Source organism: Acidobacteriota bacterium (genome assembly GCA_021161905.1).
In the GTDB taxonomy this organism is placed as follows: domain Bacteria; phylum Acidobacteriota; class B3-B38; order Guanabaribacteriales; family JAGGZT01; genus JAGGZT01.
Map to the genome: position 1 here is coordinate 26,872 of JAGGZT010000067.1, position 15,023 is coordinate 41,894.

Here is a 15,023-nt window from a genome sequence, read left to right on the forward strand (position 1 = left end):
GTTTTATCTCCTAAGGAGGGCTAAGATAAGGGTAATGATGAGGCTTAAGAGGAGGGAGGTGGCTAAGGGGAAGTAGAAGGTGAAATTCCCCTTCCTCATTACGATGTCGCCGGGTAGTTTTCCTAAGAGTGGTATCTTCCCTGCAAATATCAAGATGAGCCCAATAATGATGAGAAATAAGCCTGCTAACAGGAGCATCTTGCCTATTGGCGCTAAATACATCTTCCTGCCTCCTTCGAGGATAAATTTAGCATTACTGGTGGCTAAATTCAACGCAGTTTACCCCTTGCTCTTTTTTTATATTGAGGTAAAATAAATAGCTTGACTATCGATGGAGAGGAAGAATGAATAGACGGGAGTTTTTAAAGTGGGTTGCCTTGACCGGAATGGTGGGGGGGAATTTTGCTACGGTTTCCTCCCTTCTTTCCGGTTGTGGTCCTAATATGAGGAAGGTTCGGGAGAGGGTCATCATTCTTGGTTTTGATGGTGTTGATCCCGGGCTTCTTGAGGGTTGGGTAAAGGCGGGGGAGCTTCCCAACTTTGCCCGATTTATGTCTGAGCTGACCTATTGCCATCTCCGAACGACCAATCCTCCGGAATCGCCTGTTGCCTGGTCTTCGTTCGCTACGGGGGTGAATCCGGGAAACCATAATATATTCGACTTCCTCATCCGCGATCCCAAGACCTATATGCCCGATATCGCCCAGGTGAGCAAGACCGACCCGGAGTTTCTCTTCGGACTCATCCCGATAAAGATGCCCAAGGCGAAATGCAATAGAGGGGGTGTTTCCTTTTGGAAGCGGGTGGTGGATAATCGCATCCCGGTGATGGTGATCCAAGCACCGGTTACCTTCCCCCCGGAGGAACTTCCCGGGGGATATATGCTCTCCGGGCTTGGCGTTCCCGACATAAGGGGCACCCAGGGAACCTACCACTATTTTGCCACCGATCTCACCGAGGAGGAGCTGGTGAACACCGAGATGGGGGGGAAGGTGGTAAAGATTGAGGTGGTAAATGGAGTGGTGGAGACCGAGATCTATGGTCCCTGGGATCCACTTCTCAAGCAGTATAAGAGGGAGAAGGGGAAGGAGATCGCTGAGGTCTCGGCAAAGCTCGATAGGGCAGAGGACCCGGACGAGATAGAGAAACTGAACGAGGAATTGGATAGGTTACAGACAGAGCTCGATGATTTAAATGAACAGCCGGGCATCCTCACCTACCCGGTGCGGTTCATCGTGGAGGAGGCTAAGAATGCGATCACCATCGAGCTTGGGGGAGAACGGGATACGATAAAGGTGGGTGAGTGGAGTCGTTGGTTCGAGATAAGGTTCCGGGTGACTCCCCTCGTTTCGGTTAAGGGTATTTGCCATTTCTATCTGAAGCAGGTGAGCCCTGCCCTTCAGGTATATATGGGTCCCATCGAGTTCGACCCCCGGAACCCGGTTCTTCCCATCTCCTATCCTGATGATTTCTCTAAAGAGTTGGTTAAGGCGGTTGGTATCTACAAGACCCGGGGCTGGGCGATCGACACCGCTGCTCTCCAGGATGAGAAGATAGATGAAAAGACCCTCCTCGAAGATATCTTCTATGTGATGGGGAAGAGGAGGGAGATAACCCATTATGCCTTGGATAATTATCCCTGGAATCTGTTTGTCTCCGTCTTCTCCGCTACCGATCGGGTACAGCACCTCTATTATCGATTGATAGATAAGGAGCATCCCAGATATGATCCTGAGCTTGCTGCTAAATATGGTGATGCTATTCTCAAGGTCTATAAGGAGGTAGATAAAATAATAGGCGAGATTTACGATAAATATGTGGCAGGACGGGATGATACGGTGTTCATCGTCCTTTCCGATCATGGGTTCCATCCCTTCCGTAAGGGGGTCAATCTCAATACCTGGCTGGTGAGGAATGGGTTTATGTTCCTTCGAGGTATGGAGAACCCCCAATATAACCTCGAGGACCTGTTCGGTCACGGAGGAGATTTTTGGCCCAATGTAGTTTGGGAGAGAACCAAAGCATACGCTATGGGGCTGGGGCAGATATACATCAATCTCCGGGGAAGGGAAGGGAAGGGTTATGTCGATCCTGCCGATTACGAGAAGGTCCAAGATGAGATCATCGCCGGGTTGAGAGAGCTTCGCGATCCTGAAACCGGTGAGCGGGTGGTTTACGATGTATATAAGAAGCAGGATATCTTCCGGGGGAAGTACTATGATAGAGCACCGGACCTTCAGGTGGGGTTCAATCGGGGCTATCGGGTTTCTTGGCAGACCTGTCTTGGTGGCATCCCTAAGGAGATAGTGGAGCCAAACACCCGGAAGTGGAGTGGGGATCATTGTTCCTTTGACACCCATATATCTGATGGTATCTTCTTTATAAATAAGAAGATAAATACAAATCATCCTCACATCACGGATATCGCTCCTACAGTGCTTCGCTATTTTGGGATTCCGATCCCAGAAGATATAGAAGGAAAACCCCTTCTGTGAATAGCTTTATATAAGAAAATACTTGCATCCTGGGTATAGTTCCTTTACACTAAAAAAGGCAGCAGAAATTTCCGAGGATAATGGCTATCCCAACTAATCTCTTTATTGTGTTAATAGGAGCAGGTGTGTTCATCTTCATCCTCGGGCTGCTTTTAGGTAAAGCTGGGGGAAGAGGGAAGCTTATTAAAGAGTTCAGGAAGGTAGAGGAGGGATATCGCAAGGATCTATCGCGAGCCAATTACCTCATTTCTGAATTGAGGAAGACGGTTGAGGAACTTGAAAGGGAGAATCAAGAGCTTGCCGATTCCTTCGTCCTTCTTCCGAGCTTGATCAAAGAGCTTCAGAAAAACCTTCAGAGCAGGAAACTGGCTCCGGTTATTGCCCAGGTGGTGGTTCATGTTTTCGATCCGGAACAGGTACTTATATTTTTCACCACCAGGGACAGAAAAGCGCTGAAGTTGGTTTATGCTGTCGGGGTCCCGCCGGATGTTATGCTTGGCTATACGATGTCCCTCTACGAGGGGAGGATCGGGCTGGTAGCCCGACGGAAGATAGTTCTTTCGGATGAAGATTTCATCACTGAAACCAGGACGGTTAGAGACGAGGTGGAGGCGACCCAACCCAGGTTTATGAGGACGGAGATTGCTGCGCCCATCCTTAATGAAAACGATCTCCTTGGAGTGATAAGCGTTGGTGGGGCGAAACTCCATCAGAAGAGGGGTAAGATGCTTCTCAAGATAATTGCCGAGGTTGCCTCGACCGCATTAGCGAACACCCTGCTCTTCAAACAGAAGGAGGATTTAGCTAATCTCGATGGCTTGACCAAACTCTACAATAAGAGATATGCTTCTTTCATTTTGGGAGATGCTCTCATTGAAGCCGATCGACGAGCCTCTTCACTTTCGATCTTTCTTCTCGATATCGATTATTTCAAGTATTACAATGATACCAATGGGCATCTGGCAGGTGATGAGTTGCTTCGGACATTGGGAAAGATCATAAAGGAGGTAATAAGGGAGGATGATATACCCGCTCGCTTCGGTGGAGAGGAGTTCTTGATAATCCTCCCTGATACCGATGAAGAAGGTGCCTACGCCTTAGCGGAAAAGATCAGGAAGAAGATAGAGAGTCATCCCTTCCTCAATGCTGACCGTCAACCATTGGGTAAAGTGACGGTGAGCGGTGGTATTGCAGTTTTTCCTATAGATGGGAAGAGCAGTGCCGAGCTCCTGCAGGTAGCGGATGAACGGCTCTATCAAGCGAAGCGGAAGGGGAAAAATCGAGTTTTTTCCATAAGTTATGGTGGCTCATAATTCTTTAAGATAGGAGGAGAGGAGTGGATATTTCCTTCGATGTCTCCCTCGTCAAAGGGGTAAAGGTGATCACTATTTTAGGGAAGAAGGTCAATTATGAAAACCTGAATGAGATGGAGGAAGAGATATTCCGCGAGGTGGAGGGGGAAGAGAGAAACTTTATCCTCGACCTCTCCCAGGTGGTTCAGATAGATAGTTTCGCCCTTGGTTTCATTATGAACCTTTATCGGCGGGTAATGGAGAAGGAGGGCATTCTCGTTCTTGTCTCTGCCCATCCTCGGGTGCGCGCCGTGCTTGGAATGGCGCGGGTGGACGAGGTGATCAAGGTTTACGAGACGAAGAAAGAGGCATTGGACGGTCTTTCAAAATGAAGAAGGTCAAACTTTCAACCGGATATGAGGTAGTCCTCGATGGGGATCTGATGGCGATAGTGGAAGCCCTTTATCGAGAGGTAGCGGTGCGAAGTGGGTTTTCCCATAGTTATCACGATATGAAACGTGAGATAGAGCTCATCGTCTCCCAGATGTCCGAAGAAGAGCGAAAAACCTATCTCACCGAGAGCCTCTTTTTGAATACGGTAACCTACGAGAATCAGATGATCGAGATGTTCCTCAAAAGACTCAAGAAGAAAGCAGAGAGGAATAGTTAACCCCTTTTCCTGAAATATCCCTCCTTTAATCTCTTAGCAAATTTCCTTAGCGCTTCGAAGAAGTAGTCTATATCCTCATCGCTATGGGCGGTGCTCACTGCCCCTAAACCATCGGCGATATTCACCCCGTAGAGTAACATCCCTATCTTCATTATCCTGACCCTGAGGGCTACATCGAAGAGCTCGGGGTTCCACAGGTCGTCGGGATAATCGAGGTTTCCTCCCTCCTTTTTCGGGAAGTGAAGCATAGAGAGAGAGCTTCCCTTGACAGCTTTGTTGGGATCACCGGTAGTTTCTGCCTCGATCCCCTCTTCTTGAAATATCTTCTTCGCCCCTTGGCGGATCCTTTCTCCTAACCTCGCCAGTTTTGGATAGACCTTGTCCTCGTTCTCTATGAGATAGGTCACCATAGTGATACCGGCGAGGAGGCTTGCTGGATGGGCGGAAAAGGTTCCTCCCTCGAATTTCACCTTTGGTTCTGCCTGAGAATCGGGATCACAAAGCTCCATTATATCTCCCCGCCCAGCAACAGCGGCTAGCGGCATTCCTCCCCCAATTATTTTGGCTAACACGGTCAAATCCGGCTTTATCCCATAAAGGGACTGGACCCCGGCTGCGGTGAAGCGAAAGCCACTTATTATCTCGTCAAAGATGAGGAGAGCACCATATTCCTCGGTGAGCTTCCGTGCCTTGGCTAAATATTCGGGTTGAGCGGGAATAAACCCCCCTCCACCGAGGACTGGTTCCACAATGAAGCAAGCAAGCCTCTCCCCGTACTTCCGGAATTTATCCTCCAGATCCTCACCGTTATTATAGGAGGTTATTATGATGTCATCGGAAGCTCCTTTATGGAGCCCCGCTGACTCCAGCCGGGAGAACCCCTCCCCTTCGTAGTAGTTTATCCCTTTTAGAAGGTAAGGGTTGGCTCCGTGCCAACCGGCACTTGCCTTGAGGACCATTGTCCTACCTGTCTTTGCTCGGGCGAGCATTACCGCATACATCGTGGCGAGGGTTCCCGAGGTGGTAAACCTGATTTTATCGGTCTTAAGCCGTGATAGAAGGATCTCAGCGAGCTCTACCTGAAGGCTGCTGGGAAAACCAGTCTGAAGACCGGCGCCGTTTTTGAAGTGGCGAGTTAGGGCGTCGAGGATAAGTGGTGGATTGTGCCCCAGGATATTAGCCATATGGCCCTGCCAGAAATCGAGATAGGTATTGCCATCCCGGTCCGTTATCTTAGAGCCAGAACATTTCACATCGTAGAGGGGAAGAGGGGGGAAAAGCCTTAAGGTGTGGCTTCCTCCTCTTATTAAGGATCTTTTTGCCCGTTCGAAGTAATTTCTTGATTGGGGATGCTTATCAAGATATTCCGCTATTAGTTCTTCTTCGAAAGGATGTAGTTTCATTTTCATTTCTCCAAGTTTTAACTCAATTACTATGGTATTTCAAGGGAGGTAAGAAAATCAAGCCTTCCTTAAAAATTTTGGGCTATATCCTCATAGAGGAGGAAAACCAATATTTAGCTTTCCCTCATCGAGATGGTATTTTCTCCTTTATAAGTTAAGAACAAATAAATCATTAACTTATGCTTAATGTTGATATTTACCCTATTTTTGGATTATAATAAAAGAGGGGAAGCGATATTTTGAAAATGGAGGAGGGGATGAAGAGAAGAGTTATCTTATGGTTATTAGTATGTGTTATTGCGGGCTTTTTTATCGCTGGTGCTGAGGGACCGAGGCGGGGAGGGACATTAAGGATTGGCATACCAGGGAGTATAGGCACGCTTACCCCCTGGGATTCCATTCATACTTCCCGGAACAAGGTATTGGCTAACATCTTTGAACCTCTGATTTTCAACGATCGTAGGACGACGAAGATCGTTCCCGGTTTAGCGGTGAGCTGGAAGGTGAGTGGGGGAAACCGAATTTTTATAATAAAGCTGAGAAGGGGGGTTAAGTTTCACGATGGTAGTTTAATGACTGCGGATGATGTGGTGGCATCCTCTGGTGTATTTCCCGACCCCGTCAGCAAGGTGGAGAAGATTGACGCCAATACAGTTAAGTTTACCTTAGAACATCCAGCGAGCAATTTCCTTTATACCCTTGCCCAGGTGAAATTTGCCATTGCACCTTTATCATCGGTTGGTGAATATGAGCGTTTGCGTATGGGTAAGGTTCTGGGAGCATTTCAGCCTGTAGGAAGTGGTCCATTCAAGTTAACCCGTTGGGTCAAGGGGAAGAGGATAGTTTTGAGTGCCTTTGATAATTACTGGGGAGGCCGTCCTTACCTCGATCGGATAATGTATCAGGTTATTCCAGATGATAGAGAGAGGATATCTGCTTTGGAACGGGGGGATCTTGACCTGATAGATATTGTGTTTCCTCGTGATCTTGATCGATTGAGGAAGAATCCCAATTTGGTGGTGAAGAGCGTGTATGGTTTAAACATCTGTTATTTAGCGATGAATGTAAGTAGGAAGCCGTTTGATGATGTTCGAGTGAGGCGAGCGGTGGAGCTGGCGTTGGACAAGTCTACCTTAGCGAGGAAGTTCGTGTATGGTGGTTATGGGATACCCACCAACCGTCCTCTTTCGCCTGCCTTTTTTGGCTTTCCGTCACCACCTGGGGTAGGGAGATATGATCCTCAAGGGGCGAGGAGGCTACTTTCTGAGGCGGGTTATCCCAATGGTTTTTCTGCCAAGTTGGTGGTTATTCCGTTTGCTCGTCCATATCTTCCTGATCCTCGGGGTTGTGCTGAGGAGATAAAGAGGGAACTTGCCCTTGCTGGGATAAAGGTGGAGGTGGTTGTCCCTAAGGATTTTGCAGAATACGAGAAGATCACCTCTGAGCAGGGGAATTTTGACCTCTGCCTTACCGGTTGGATTTCTGAAATAGGAGATCCAGATTATCTTTTGAGTTCTGTTCTTGGGGGTTCCAAGCTTGGTGGAAGGACGGCGGGTAATATAAGTGGTTGGCATGATGCTCGTTTCGATGAGAAGATACTTGCGGCGCGGAGGCTTCCCCTCGCCGATATGATGGGTAGAGTGCGGCTCTACAACGAGGCGCTCAAGATAGCAAAGGAAGAGATGCCCATAATCCCCTTATTCCATACCAAGGTCTTCGTGGTTTATAGAAAGAGGGTGAAGGGTGTAGTACCGCATCCTGCCTCTATCATTCGCTTGGATAAGGTATGGATCGCTCAGTGAGGTTTCGGAGAGGCGATAATAAGGCGGGTTATCCCCGCCTTTATTTTTTGTTTTTTTGAAGAGGTGGTTCTTCTTTAGAAGTTTATGATCTCTTCTTTCGACTTTGGTCAAAGAAAAATCATCTTTTTTTTCTGTCAAATTTGTATTGAATTTTATTCGTAATTTAATTATAATAATGTAGTAGTAAACTATAACTCATTAAAGAGGAGAATAAAAATGGGAATAAGAAGGATTGGGATTTGGGTTTTCTTGATCTTCCTTCTTGGTTTCCTTCTCGCCCCTACCCAACCACCGAAGCGAGGAGGGACTCTCACCATTGGTATCCCTGGTGGGATAAAGAGCTTATCTCCCTGGGATTCCAATTATACCATCAGAAACAAAATACTATCCAATATCTTTGAACCCCTTATCCAGAGTGAGAGGAGGACTACCAAGATCGTTCCTTGGCTGGCAGTGAGATGGGAGGTAGAGAAGGGAAACCGGGTTTTCACGATGAAGCTGAGATCTGGGGTTAAGTTTCATAATGGGGCAGTGATGACCGCGGATGATGTGGTTGCCTCGGCTAAAGTGTTTCCCCTTACGATCCGTCGAGTAGAGAAGGTTGATTCCAACACGGTTAGGTTTGTTCTTAACGAGCCGGCAAGCAATTTCCCTTATTCGATAGCCTATGTCTACTTTGCTATTGCTCCCTCTTCCTCGGTTAACGAATATCAGCGGTTGCGGAGGGCGAATAATCTCTCTCTCTTTCAACCGGTGGGAAGCGGTCCCTTCAAGCTCTCTCGCTGGAGCAAAGGGAAGGAGATCGTCCTTTCCGCGTTTCAAGATTATTGGGGAGGACCTCCCTACCTCGATCGAATAATATATCGGATCATTCCAGACGATAAGGAAAGGGTCTCCGCTTTGGAGCGGGGAGATATCGATCTTATCGATATCGTATTTCCCAAGGACCTTGAGCGGTTGAAGAAGAACCCCGATCTGGTAATGGAGAGCACCTACGGCCTCAATGTGTGCTATTTAGTTATGAACACCAAGAAGAAGCCGTTTAGCGATGTTCGGGTGAGACGAGCTATTAATCTTGCCATTGACAAGTCAACTTTAGCGCGGAAATTTGTGTATGGTGGATATGGTATTCCCACCAACAACCTTCTTTCCCCCGCTTTCTTTGGTTTTCCCTCGACCCCTGGTGTGGGAAGGTATGACCCTCAGGGGGCAAAGAAGCTCCTTGCCGAAGCAGGTTATCCAAACGGCTTTTCCGCTAAGTTTTTGGTCATTCCAGTTGCTCGCCCTTACCTTCCCGACCCTCAGGGCTGTGCTGAGGAGATAAAGAGAGAGCTTGCCCTTGTGGGTATAAAGGTGAAGATAGTTATCCCTAAGGATTATGCTGAGCTTATACGACTTGCCGGTGAGCAGGGAGATTTTGACCTTTGCCTTACCGGCTGGATATCTGAAACAGGGGATCCTGATTACCTTTTGAGCTCTCTCCTTGGAGGACCTAAGCTTGGAGGGAACCCGGCGGGCAGCATATCTGGTTGGCGGAGCAGCGTTTTCGAAGAAAAGCTCCTTCTCAGCCGGAGACTGCCTCTTTCCGATGTAATGGGTAGGATGAAGCTTTACAATGAGGCTCTCAGAATAGCGAAGGAGGAGGTACCTATAATACCCCTCTTCCATACCAAAGTTTTTGTGGTTTACCGGAAGAAGGTGAAGGGTGTGATACCGCATCCCACCTCCATTATTCGTTTTGACAGGGTGTGGATTGCTCAGTGAGACTTTGGTGATAGAGGGTATAAGAGGCGGGTTATCCCGCCTTTATCTTTGAGAGATGATAGGCGATTTTTATCGCCTCCATCATACTGTTTGGATTGGCTATCCCTTTCCCTGCGATATCGAAGGCGGTGCCGTGGTCAGGTGAGGTACGGATGATGGGAAGACCCAAGGTGATGTTCACCGCCCGATCGAAAAAAAGGGTCTTTATCGGGATCATTCCCTGATCGTGGTATAGAGCGATTACCGCATCGAACCTCTTCCAGTTTTCCGGATGGAATAGGGTATCAGCGGGAAATGGTCCTGATGCTTCTATTCCCCTCTTCTTGAGCTTTTCTATTGCAGGGCGAATTTCCTCTATCTCTTCGTCGCCGAAGGCTCCGCCCTCTCCTGCGTGGGGGTTCAAAGCAGAGATAGCTATTTTGGGCTTCCTGATCCCGAATCGGTTTTTTAACTCCTTATCCACCAATTTCGCCAACCGTATGATCTCATCCTTTTTGATATGAGCGAGGGCTTCGGCGAGGGATAGATGGGTGGTGAGGAGCACCACCCGATAATTGCCCGAGGAGAGCATCATCGCATAATCAGATACACCAAAAGAAGAGGCGAAGAACTCCGTCTGTCCCGGGAAGGGAAAGGAGATGGCGTGAAGCGAGGCTTTATTCACCGGGGCAGTAACTATAGCCTTGATTTTTCCTTCTTTGGCGAGCGCCACCGCTTTTTTAAGGTACTCCCAGGCGCATCTTCCGTATTCCCCCACCACCTTTCCTCGTTCTATTCTCTTGGGGAGGTTTTTTAAATCGAGCACTACCGGTACTTCGGCATCGGGGAGAGGAGCCCCTTCATCTATCCTGATTAGAGAGAGGTTAAGGGAAAGCCTTTCTGCCTCCTCGGAGAGGAAGGCATAATCCCCGATTATCAAAGGAGGGGGAGAAAAAATCTCCCCCTCTATTGCCTTCAGGGTTACTTCGGGACCAACCCCAGCTACATCCCCTATGGTTATTGCTACCTGCGGTTTTCCGCCCAACTTACTGGATTTCCGTCAGTTTTCCTAACCCTTCCCCTCCTCTTCTGCCCTCTTTTCCTCTTCCTGTTGTTTGTAAATGTATTTTATGTGGCTCTTGAAGAGGACGAGGTTCGGTTTCCCTTCGCGGATTATCTTCAGGCAGTTCTTATCGTACCACTCGATCATCCCTTCGATCACTTCGCCATCGGTGAGGATGAAGACGAGAGGGGTCTTGTTGGTGATCTGCTTCACATAGTAGAAGTTCTCCGCATGGGTTTGTTCTGGAGGCGGGGTCTTTTTCCTCGCCAACTTGGCGGAAGTGAGCTGGCTCTTGATCTCAGCCAGATTGGGACGGATAAGCTTTCTGTTCATTGAATCACCTCGTTATTAAGATTAGTGCCTACTGTAAGTAGCGAAATTACTGAATTTTTAATGAGCCCTTATTACCCTATTTGCTGAAAGGAGATCCTTAAATGATCTCTTGTAGTTTAATATTAATATTAATTTTTCCCTTCGGCAAGGGAAAATTCTTAAAAAGAAGAAGCATATATAATATAACTTGAGATGGATTTGTGATTATGTAATAGAGCCTACAATTGATCCTTTAAGGAGGTTCTCAATGGAGTTAAATATTAAAAAGAAAGCATTGATCACTTCCGTATTCCTTGTTTTCCTTTCCCTTTCCCTTTTTGCCCTTGATCGCGTCCCTCTCGTGGTCGATACCGATATGGGGCTCGATGATATGAGGACGATCCTTGTTCTCCTCAATTCTCCTCGTTTCTCCGTTCGAGCGATTATTACCGTTTCCGGCTCCTCTCGGGCAGAGGTGGGGGCGAAGAATATGGCGCGCCTCCTTTCCCATCTCGGTATCATCTCGGTCCCGGTAGCTCCTTTTCCGGAAAGAGCGGTTGCTATGGCGAAGACCCCTCCTCCCTGGCGGGAAGTGGCGGAGAATATGGGAGGGATTGAGCTTTCCCCTGTAATTGAGGTAAGGGCGAAGCAGAACGGGGAGAAGCTTCTGCTCAGGGTTTTGAAAGAGGAGACGGAGCCGATAACCATCATCGCGTTGGGACCGCTTACGAACATCGCCCGTTTCCTCTCAGAACATCCGGAACTTAGAGGGAAGATAAGGGAGATAATCTTTTCCGGAGGAAACCTCGGGAGGCTTTCGCGATCGTTCAATATCTCCTTCGATCAAACCGCTTTCCTCAAGGTGAAGGGAAGTGGTATCCCCTTCAGGGTGATCGGTTTTCCGGAGAGGGAGAAGAGAGGGTTTCCCGAGCTTCTCCGCGCCATTTGCGAAGGTAGGGAGTACGCTTCCCCCGTTATCGCTGGTATCTTTTCAAACGAGGAAATGAGGCGACACTTCCATCTTTCGGATGAGCTGGTAGCCCTCTTCCTCCTTAAGCCGGATATGTTTCGGACCTTCAAGCCCAATGGGGCGAAGGCTGATACCACTTGCTACCTCGCCCTGAAGAAGGGGACGGAGGATGAACTGATGAGCGTTATCGTCTCCCGACTTACTCACCTGAGGAATACCATAGGACATCGGCATTATGTAGGAGTAGAGAGGCTTTTCCCCGGGGATACCCTCCTTCCGGATATTAGGAAGGTGGCGCCGGTCGTCATCTCCCGCTACGGGCTTTATGAGTGGGAGTCGGTGATGTTGATGAACGAGCTCCATCAGCACCTTGGCGCTTATTCCATCGTTGGGGTGAAGATGGGACTTTACGCCCTCGAATTGCTCAAGGCAGGTCCAGAGGAGGTAAAGGTGGTCTCCGAAGCGGGAAGTAAGCCCCCGGTCAGCTGTCTTTCCGATGGGGTGATGGTAGCAACCGGAGCCACCCCGGGGCGGGGTTTGATCCGGGTGGAGGAGAGAGGAATCCCTTCCTGCCGTTTTTACTATCAGAATAAGGTGTTGAGGTTGGAGCTACTTCCTTCGTATAGGAAAAAGATAAAAGACGAGATAAAAAGCCTCATCGCTCGATATGGGAACCTTACCCCGGGCTATTTTCGCGGGGTGAGGAGATTTTCCCTTAAGCTATTTCGCGAGTTCGACCGAAGGAAAATATTTAAGGTAGAGTGGCTATCGGAGCGGGTTATCACCCGGCAGGCACCGCCTGCAGCGGTGGATACCATCCACAGGGATTCATTCATATCAGAGGGAAAGTAGGGACAGCCCTTGCGGCTGTCCTTATTAGCGGACAGGGACAAGCCCTGTCCCTACATTAAAAAGATGTAGTAGGGACAACCCTTGCGGTTGTCCAGAGGAAGATTGCCACCTGGGGAGGGTTATTTATGGATCCCTGATAGCGGTTGCCATCTCCCTATGAATCCCTGGCGGTGGACACCGCCCGGACAGGGGCAAGCCCTGTCCCTACGGGCAACCGCCCGGCAGGCACCGCCTGCACTGATTCATAAATTGAATGCCCGGCGGTGCTACCGCCTATATGAATCCGCGAGGTGGCAACCTCTGTAGGGACAGCCTTTATGGCTGTCCTTGTATTTTAGGACAGGGATAAACCCTGTCCCTACGGGCGCCCGCCCGCTGGGGATAATATGAAAAAATGTAGGGACAGCCCTTGCGGCTGTCCTCAGGTGACTACCGGATGCCGTGTCTCCCAATATGAATCCGTGGGGGTGGACACCCCCCTGGGGGTGGTTACCCCCCTTGCGATTGTTCGCAAAATATTGGTAAAATAATAAAAGACAGGTTTTGTCACCACGGGCTTTTAAAATATAAAGAGGGGTTTTGTAGGTATTTGTAAAAGAGAAAGGGAGAGATGGGCTCTATCTTTACCTGAAATTAAGATCGGCGTGATTTTCGCCGATAATGGATATCAGGGGAACCCGGAAAGGAGGGGATGATGTTTAGGATGAAAAAGGCGGTGTTTCCCGTGGCTGTTTTTCTTATTTTTCTTTTTGCTTTTGGGGTATGGGGAACACCGCTACAGAAGAAGAAACCCGCCAGCGCAAAGAAGAAGGAAGGTGAAGCATTTTTATTATATTTAAAGGGAATGAACCTTTCTGTTCAAGGGAAATACAAGGAAGCCATTGCCTGTTTCAGGAAGGCGATCAAGCTGAAGCCCGATTATGTAAAGGCATACTTCGGGCTGGGCTATGCATACGGTGAGCTTGGTCGCTATCAGGAGGCTATCGAAGCTTATAAGCAGGCGATCCGGCTGAAGCCCGATGATGCGGAGGCACACTTCCAGCTGGGCGTGGCATACGGTGAGCTTGGTCGGTGGTCCGAGGCGGTTACCGCCTTTAAGGAGGCGATCCGGCTGAAGCCCGATGATGCGGAGGCACACTACAATCTGGGCGTGGCATACGGTAAGCTTGGTCGGTGGTCCGAGGCGGTTACCCCTTTTAAGCAGGTGATCAGAGAGGAGATCAGAGATTCGAAGGTTTTTTCTCCTATAATGGGTATCAGGAGAACCCGGACCGAGCTAGAGAGAAAGGCGTGGCACAATCTGGGTGTGGTTTATAGTAAGCTTGGTCACCCTTACGAAGCGCATAAAGCTTTTGGAAAGGCGGCCCATGGCTTCTTTGACTTGGTGGGAACCCGTCTGGTTTATCTGGACCCCCAGGATATTTATTTTCATTCTGTTCATGTAGATTACGAGACAGTAGACAATGAGTTGATCAACTTAATCTACAAGTAGGGACAGCGGGCAACAGTTGCCATCCGGACAGGAGCAAGCCCTGTCCCTACGGGCGCCCGCCCGCGCGAATTCAGGGATGTAGGGACAGCCCTTGTGGCTGTCCGTCTTTTAGGACAGGGACAAGCCCTGTCCCTACGGGAATCGATAATGAATCCACGGGGTGGTTACCCCCGCTCGGCGGTGCTACCGCCTATATGAATCCGTGAGGTGGCAACCTCTGTAGGGACAGCCCTTGCGGCTGTCCGTCTTTTAGGACAGGGGCAAGCCCTGTCCCTACACAAGATTTTAAGGGATAAAAACCCTGTCCCTACATATATATTCTCAGATTATTTTATCTGGGCATCCCGAATAGGGATAATCGCTCCATTTCTCTACTAAATTTTTCCTAACTGGATTATTTAAAATGTATTTCACAATCTCGGATAAATCTTCGCTCTTTCGCACAATATGATCGTAAAACCGGGGCTGCCATATCTTCCCTTCGATTCTAAATTTCTTGCATAATCTATACGCTTTGCTTTTAAAGGAGCCCACGAAGTTAGATACATTCGCCCCTTGCTTCTCAGGTTGGATTAACAAATGCAAATGATCGGGCATCAGACAATAAACATAGAGGTTCACACCCGATCTATCTTTTTCTTTAATCAGACAATCTATTATCGTCTTATTAAGCTGGTCGTTTACAAAGATTTTCCTTCGGTTAAAGGTGCAAATTGTTATGAAATAAACATAGGGGAGGGAATAATCGAACCCCCTTAGCCTGGGGTTTTTCCTCTGGGGAAGATGGTTTTCTTCCATAATGTTTTTAATTTAGGAAAGACACCATATTGCTGTCAACTTAAATTGGGGCGGGAATGACGGACAGGGGCAAGCTCTGTCCCTACATGGATTAAAAAAATGTAGGGACAGCCATAAAGGCTGTCCCTACA

Annotated in this window: 13 protein-coding genes; 8 read left to right on the top strand and 5 right to left on the bottom strand. The window is 48.5% G+C overall.

Features of this window, described 5'->3' with window-relative positions; genetic code table 11:
- Positions 1 to 3: 3 nt before the first annotated feature.
- Positions 4 to 222 (bottom strand): DUF2905 domain-containing protein, encoded by a 219-nt coding sequence (locus J7L64_09505; GenBank protein ID MCD6452577.1) that lies wholly within the window; start codon positions 220 to 222, stop codon positions 4 to 6.
- 122 nt (positions 223 to 344) lie between these two features.
- Here J7L64_09505 and J7L64_09510 point away from each other — a divergent pair, with 122 nt between their 5' ends.
- The 4 genes from J7L64_09510 (at position 345) to J7L64_09525 (ending at position 4,457) form a co-directional block, all read left to right on the top strand.
- Positions 345 to 2,495 (top strand): alkaline phosphatase family protein, encoded by a 2,151-nt coding sequence (locus tag J7L64_09510; protein ID MCD6452578.1) that lies wholly within the window; start codon positions 345 to 347, stop codon positions 2,493 to 2,495.
- An 80-nt stretch (positions 2,496 to 2,575) separates the two neighbouring features.
- Positions 2,576 to 3,808 carry a sensor domain-containing diguanylate cyclase gene (locus J7L64_09515; protein ID MCD6452579.1) on the top strand — a complete coding sequence of 411 codons (1,233 nt, stop codon included), beginning with the start codon at positions 2,576 to 2,578 and terminating at the stop codon, positions 3,806 to 3,808.
- Between the two features lie 23 nt (positions 3,809 to 3,831).
- Positions 3,832 to 4,179, top strand: a complete 348-nt coding sequence (locus J7L64_09520) for an STAS domain-containing protein (protein ID MCD6452580.1) — start codon at positions 3,832 to 3,834, stop codon at positions 4,177 to 4,179.
- Complete coding sequence (locus J7L64_09525; GenBank protein ID MCD6452581.1) at positions 4,176 to 4,457, top strand: hypothetical protein; 282 nt, start codon at positions 4,176 to 4,178, stop codon at positions 4,455 to 4,457. Before J7L64_09520 ends, J7L64_09525 begins: the two co-directional genes overlap by 4 nt.
- Here the strand turns inward: J7L64_09525 and J7L64_09530 are convergent.
- Complete coding sequence (locus J7L64_09530; GenBank protein ID MCD6452582.1) at positions 4,454 to 5,860, bottom strand: aminotransferase class III-fold pyridoxal phosphate-dependent enzyme; 1,407 nt, start codon at positions 5,858 to 5,860, stop codon at positions 4,454 to 4,456. The two genes, J7L64_09525 and J7L64_09530, sit on opposite strands and share 4 nt — an antisense overlap.
- A 257-nt stretch (positions 5,861 to 6,117) precedes the next feature.
- On the opposite strand from J7L64_09530, the gene J7L64_09535 reads away from it, so the two are divergent.
- On the top strand, positions 6,118 to 7,662 hold the full coding sequence (locus J7L64_09535) for a hypothetical protein (protein ID MCD6452583.1): 1,545 nt from the start codon (positions 6,118 to 6,120) through the stop codon (positions 7,660 to 7,662).
- Between the two features lie 216 nt (positions 7,663 to 7,878).
- Positions 7,879 to 9,426, top strand: coding sequence for a hypothetical protein (locus tag J7L64_09540; GenBank protein MCD6452584.1), 1,548 nt, complete (start codon positions 7,879 to 7,881; stop codon positions 9,424 to 9,426).
- A gap of 31 nt (positions 9,427 to 9,457) precedes the next feature.
- On the opposite strand, the gene pdxA is transcribed toward J7L64_09540, so the two are convergent.
- Together pdxA and J7L64_09550 are read right to left on the bottom strand one after the other, a co-directional pair.
- Positions 9,458 to 10,450, bottom strand: a complete 993-nt coding sequence (pdxA, locus tag J7L64_09545; protein ID MCD6452585.1) for a 4-hydroxythreonine-4-phosphate dehydrogenase PdxA — start codon at positions 10,448 to 10,450, stop codon at positions 9,458 to 9,460.
- Positions 10,451 to 10,474: 24 nt separating this feature from the next.
- Positions 10,475 to 10,801, bottom strand: coding sequence for a hypothetical protein (locus J7L64_09550; protein MCD6452586.1), 327 nt, complete (start codon positions 10,799 to 10,801; stop codon positions 10,475 to 10,477).
- Between the two features lie 247 nt (positions 10,802 to 11,048).
- Between J7L64_09550 and J7L64_09555 the strand changes: the two genes are divergently transcribed.
- A complete protein-coding gene (locus J7L64_09555; GenBank protein MCD6452587.1) occupies positions 11,049 to 12,602 on the top strand; it encodes a nucleoside hydrolase in 1,554 nt (517 codons plus the stop codon).
- A 691-nt stretch (positions 12,603 to 13,293) separates the two neighbouring features.
- A complete protein-coding gene (locus J7L64_09560) occupies positions 13,294 to 14,094 on the top strand; it encodes a tetratricopeptide repeat protein (protein ID MCD6452588.1) in 801 nt (266 codons plus the stop codon).
- A 321-nt stretch (positions 14,095 to 14,415) separates the two neighbouring features.
- Here J7L64_09560 and J7L64_09565 read toward each other — a convergent pair whose 3' ends face one another.
- On the bottom strand, positions 14,416 to 14,892 hold the full coding sequence (locus J7L64_09565) for a transposase (GenBank protein MCD6452589.1): 477 nt from the start codon (positions 14,890 to 14,892) through the stop codon (positions 14,416 to 14,418).
- Between the last annotated feature and the right edge of the window lie 131 nt (positions 14,893 to 15,023).

Bases quoted from the DNA above. Each gene is read 5' to 3' on its own strand.
- J7L64_09565 (MCD6452589.1), bottom strand. From the start codon at position 14,892: ATGGAAGAAAACCATCTTCCCCAGAGGAAAAACCCCAGGCTAAGGGGG.
- J7L64_09525 (MCD6452581.1), top strand. From the start codon at position 4,176: ATGAAGAAGGTCAAACTTTCAACCGGATATGAGGTAGTCCTCGATGGG.
- J7L64_09560 (MCD6452588.1), top strand. From the start codon at position 13,294: ATGATGTTTAGGATGAAAAAGGCGGTGTTTCCCGTGGCTGTTTTTCTT.
- J7L64_09540 (MCD6452584.1), top strand. From the start codon at position 7,879: ATGGGAATAAGAAGGATTGGGATTTGGGTTTTCTTGATCTTCCTTCTT.
- J7L64_09510 (MCD6452578.1), top strand. From the start codon at position 345: ATGAATAGACGGGAGTTTTTAAAGTGGGTTGCCTTGACCGGAATGGTG.
- J7L64_09530 (MCD6452582.1), bottom strand. From the start codon at position 5,860: ATGAAACTACATCCTTTCGAAGAAGAACTAATAGCGGAATATCTTGAT.
- J7L64_09535 (MCD6452583.1), top strand. From the start codon at position 6,118: ATGAAGAGAAGAGTTATCTTATGGTTATTAGTATGTGTTATTGCGGGC.
- J7L64_09515 (MCD6452579.1), top strand. From the start codon at position 2,576: ATGGCTATCCCAACTAATCTCTTTATTGTGTTAATAGGAGCAGGTGTG.
- J7L64_09505 (MCD6452577.1), bottom strand. From the start codon at position 222: ATGTATTTAGCGCCAATAGGCAAGATGCTCCTGTTAGCAGGCTTATTT.
- J7L64_09555 (MCD6452587.1), top strand. From the start codon at position 11,049: ATGGAGTTAAATATTAAAAAGAAAGCATTGATCACTTCCGTATTCCTT.
- J7L64_09550 (MCD6452586.1), bottom strand. From the start codon at position 10,801: ATGAACAGAAAGCTTATCCGTCCCAATCTGGCTGAGATCAAGAGCCAG.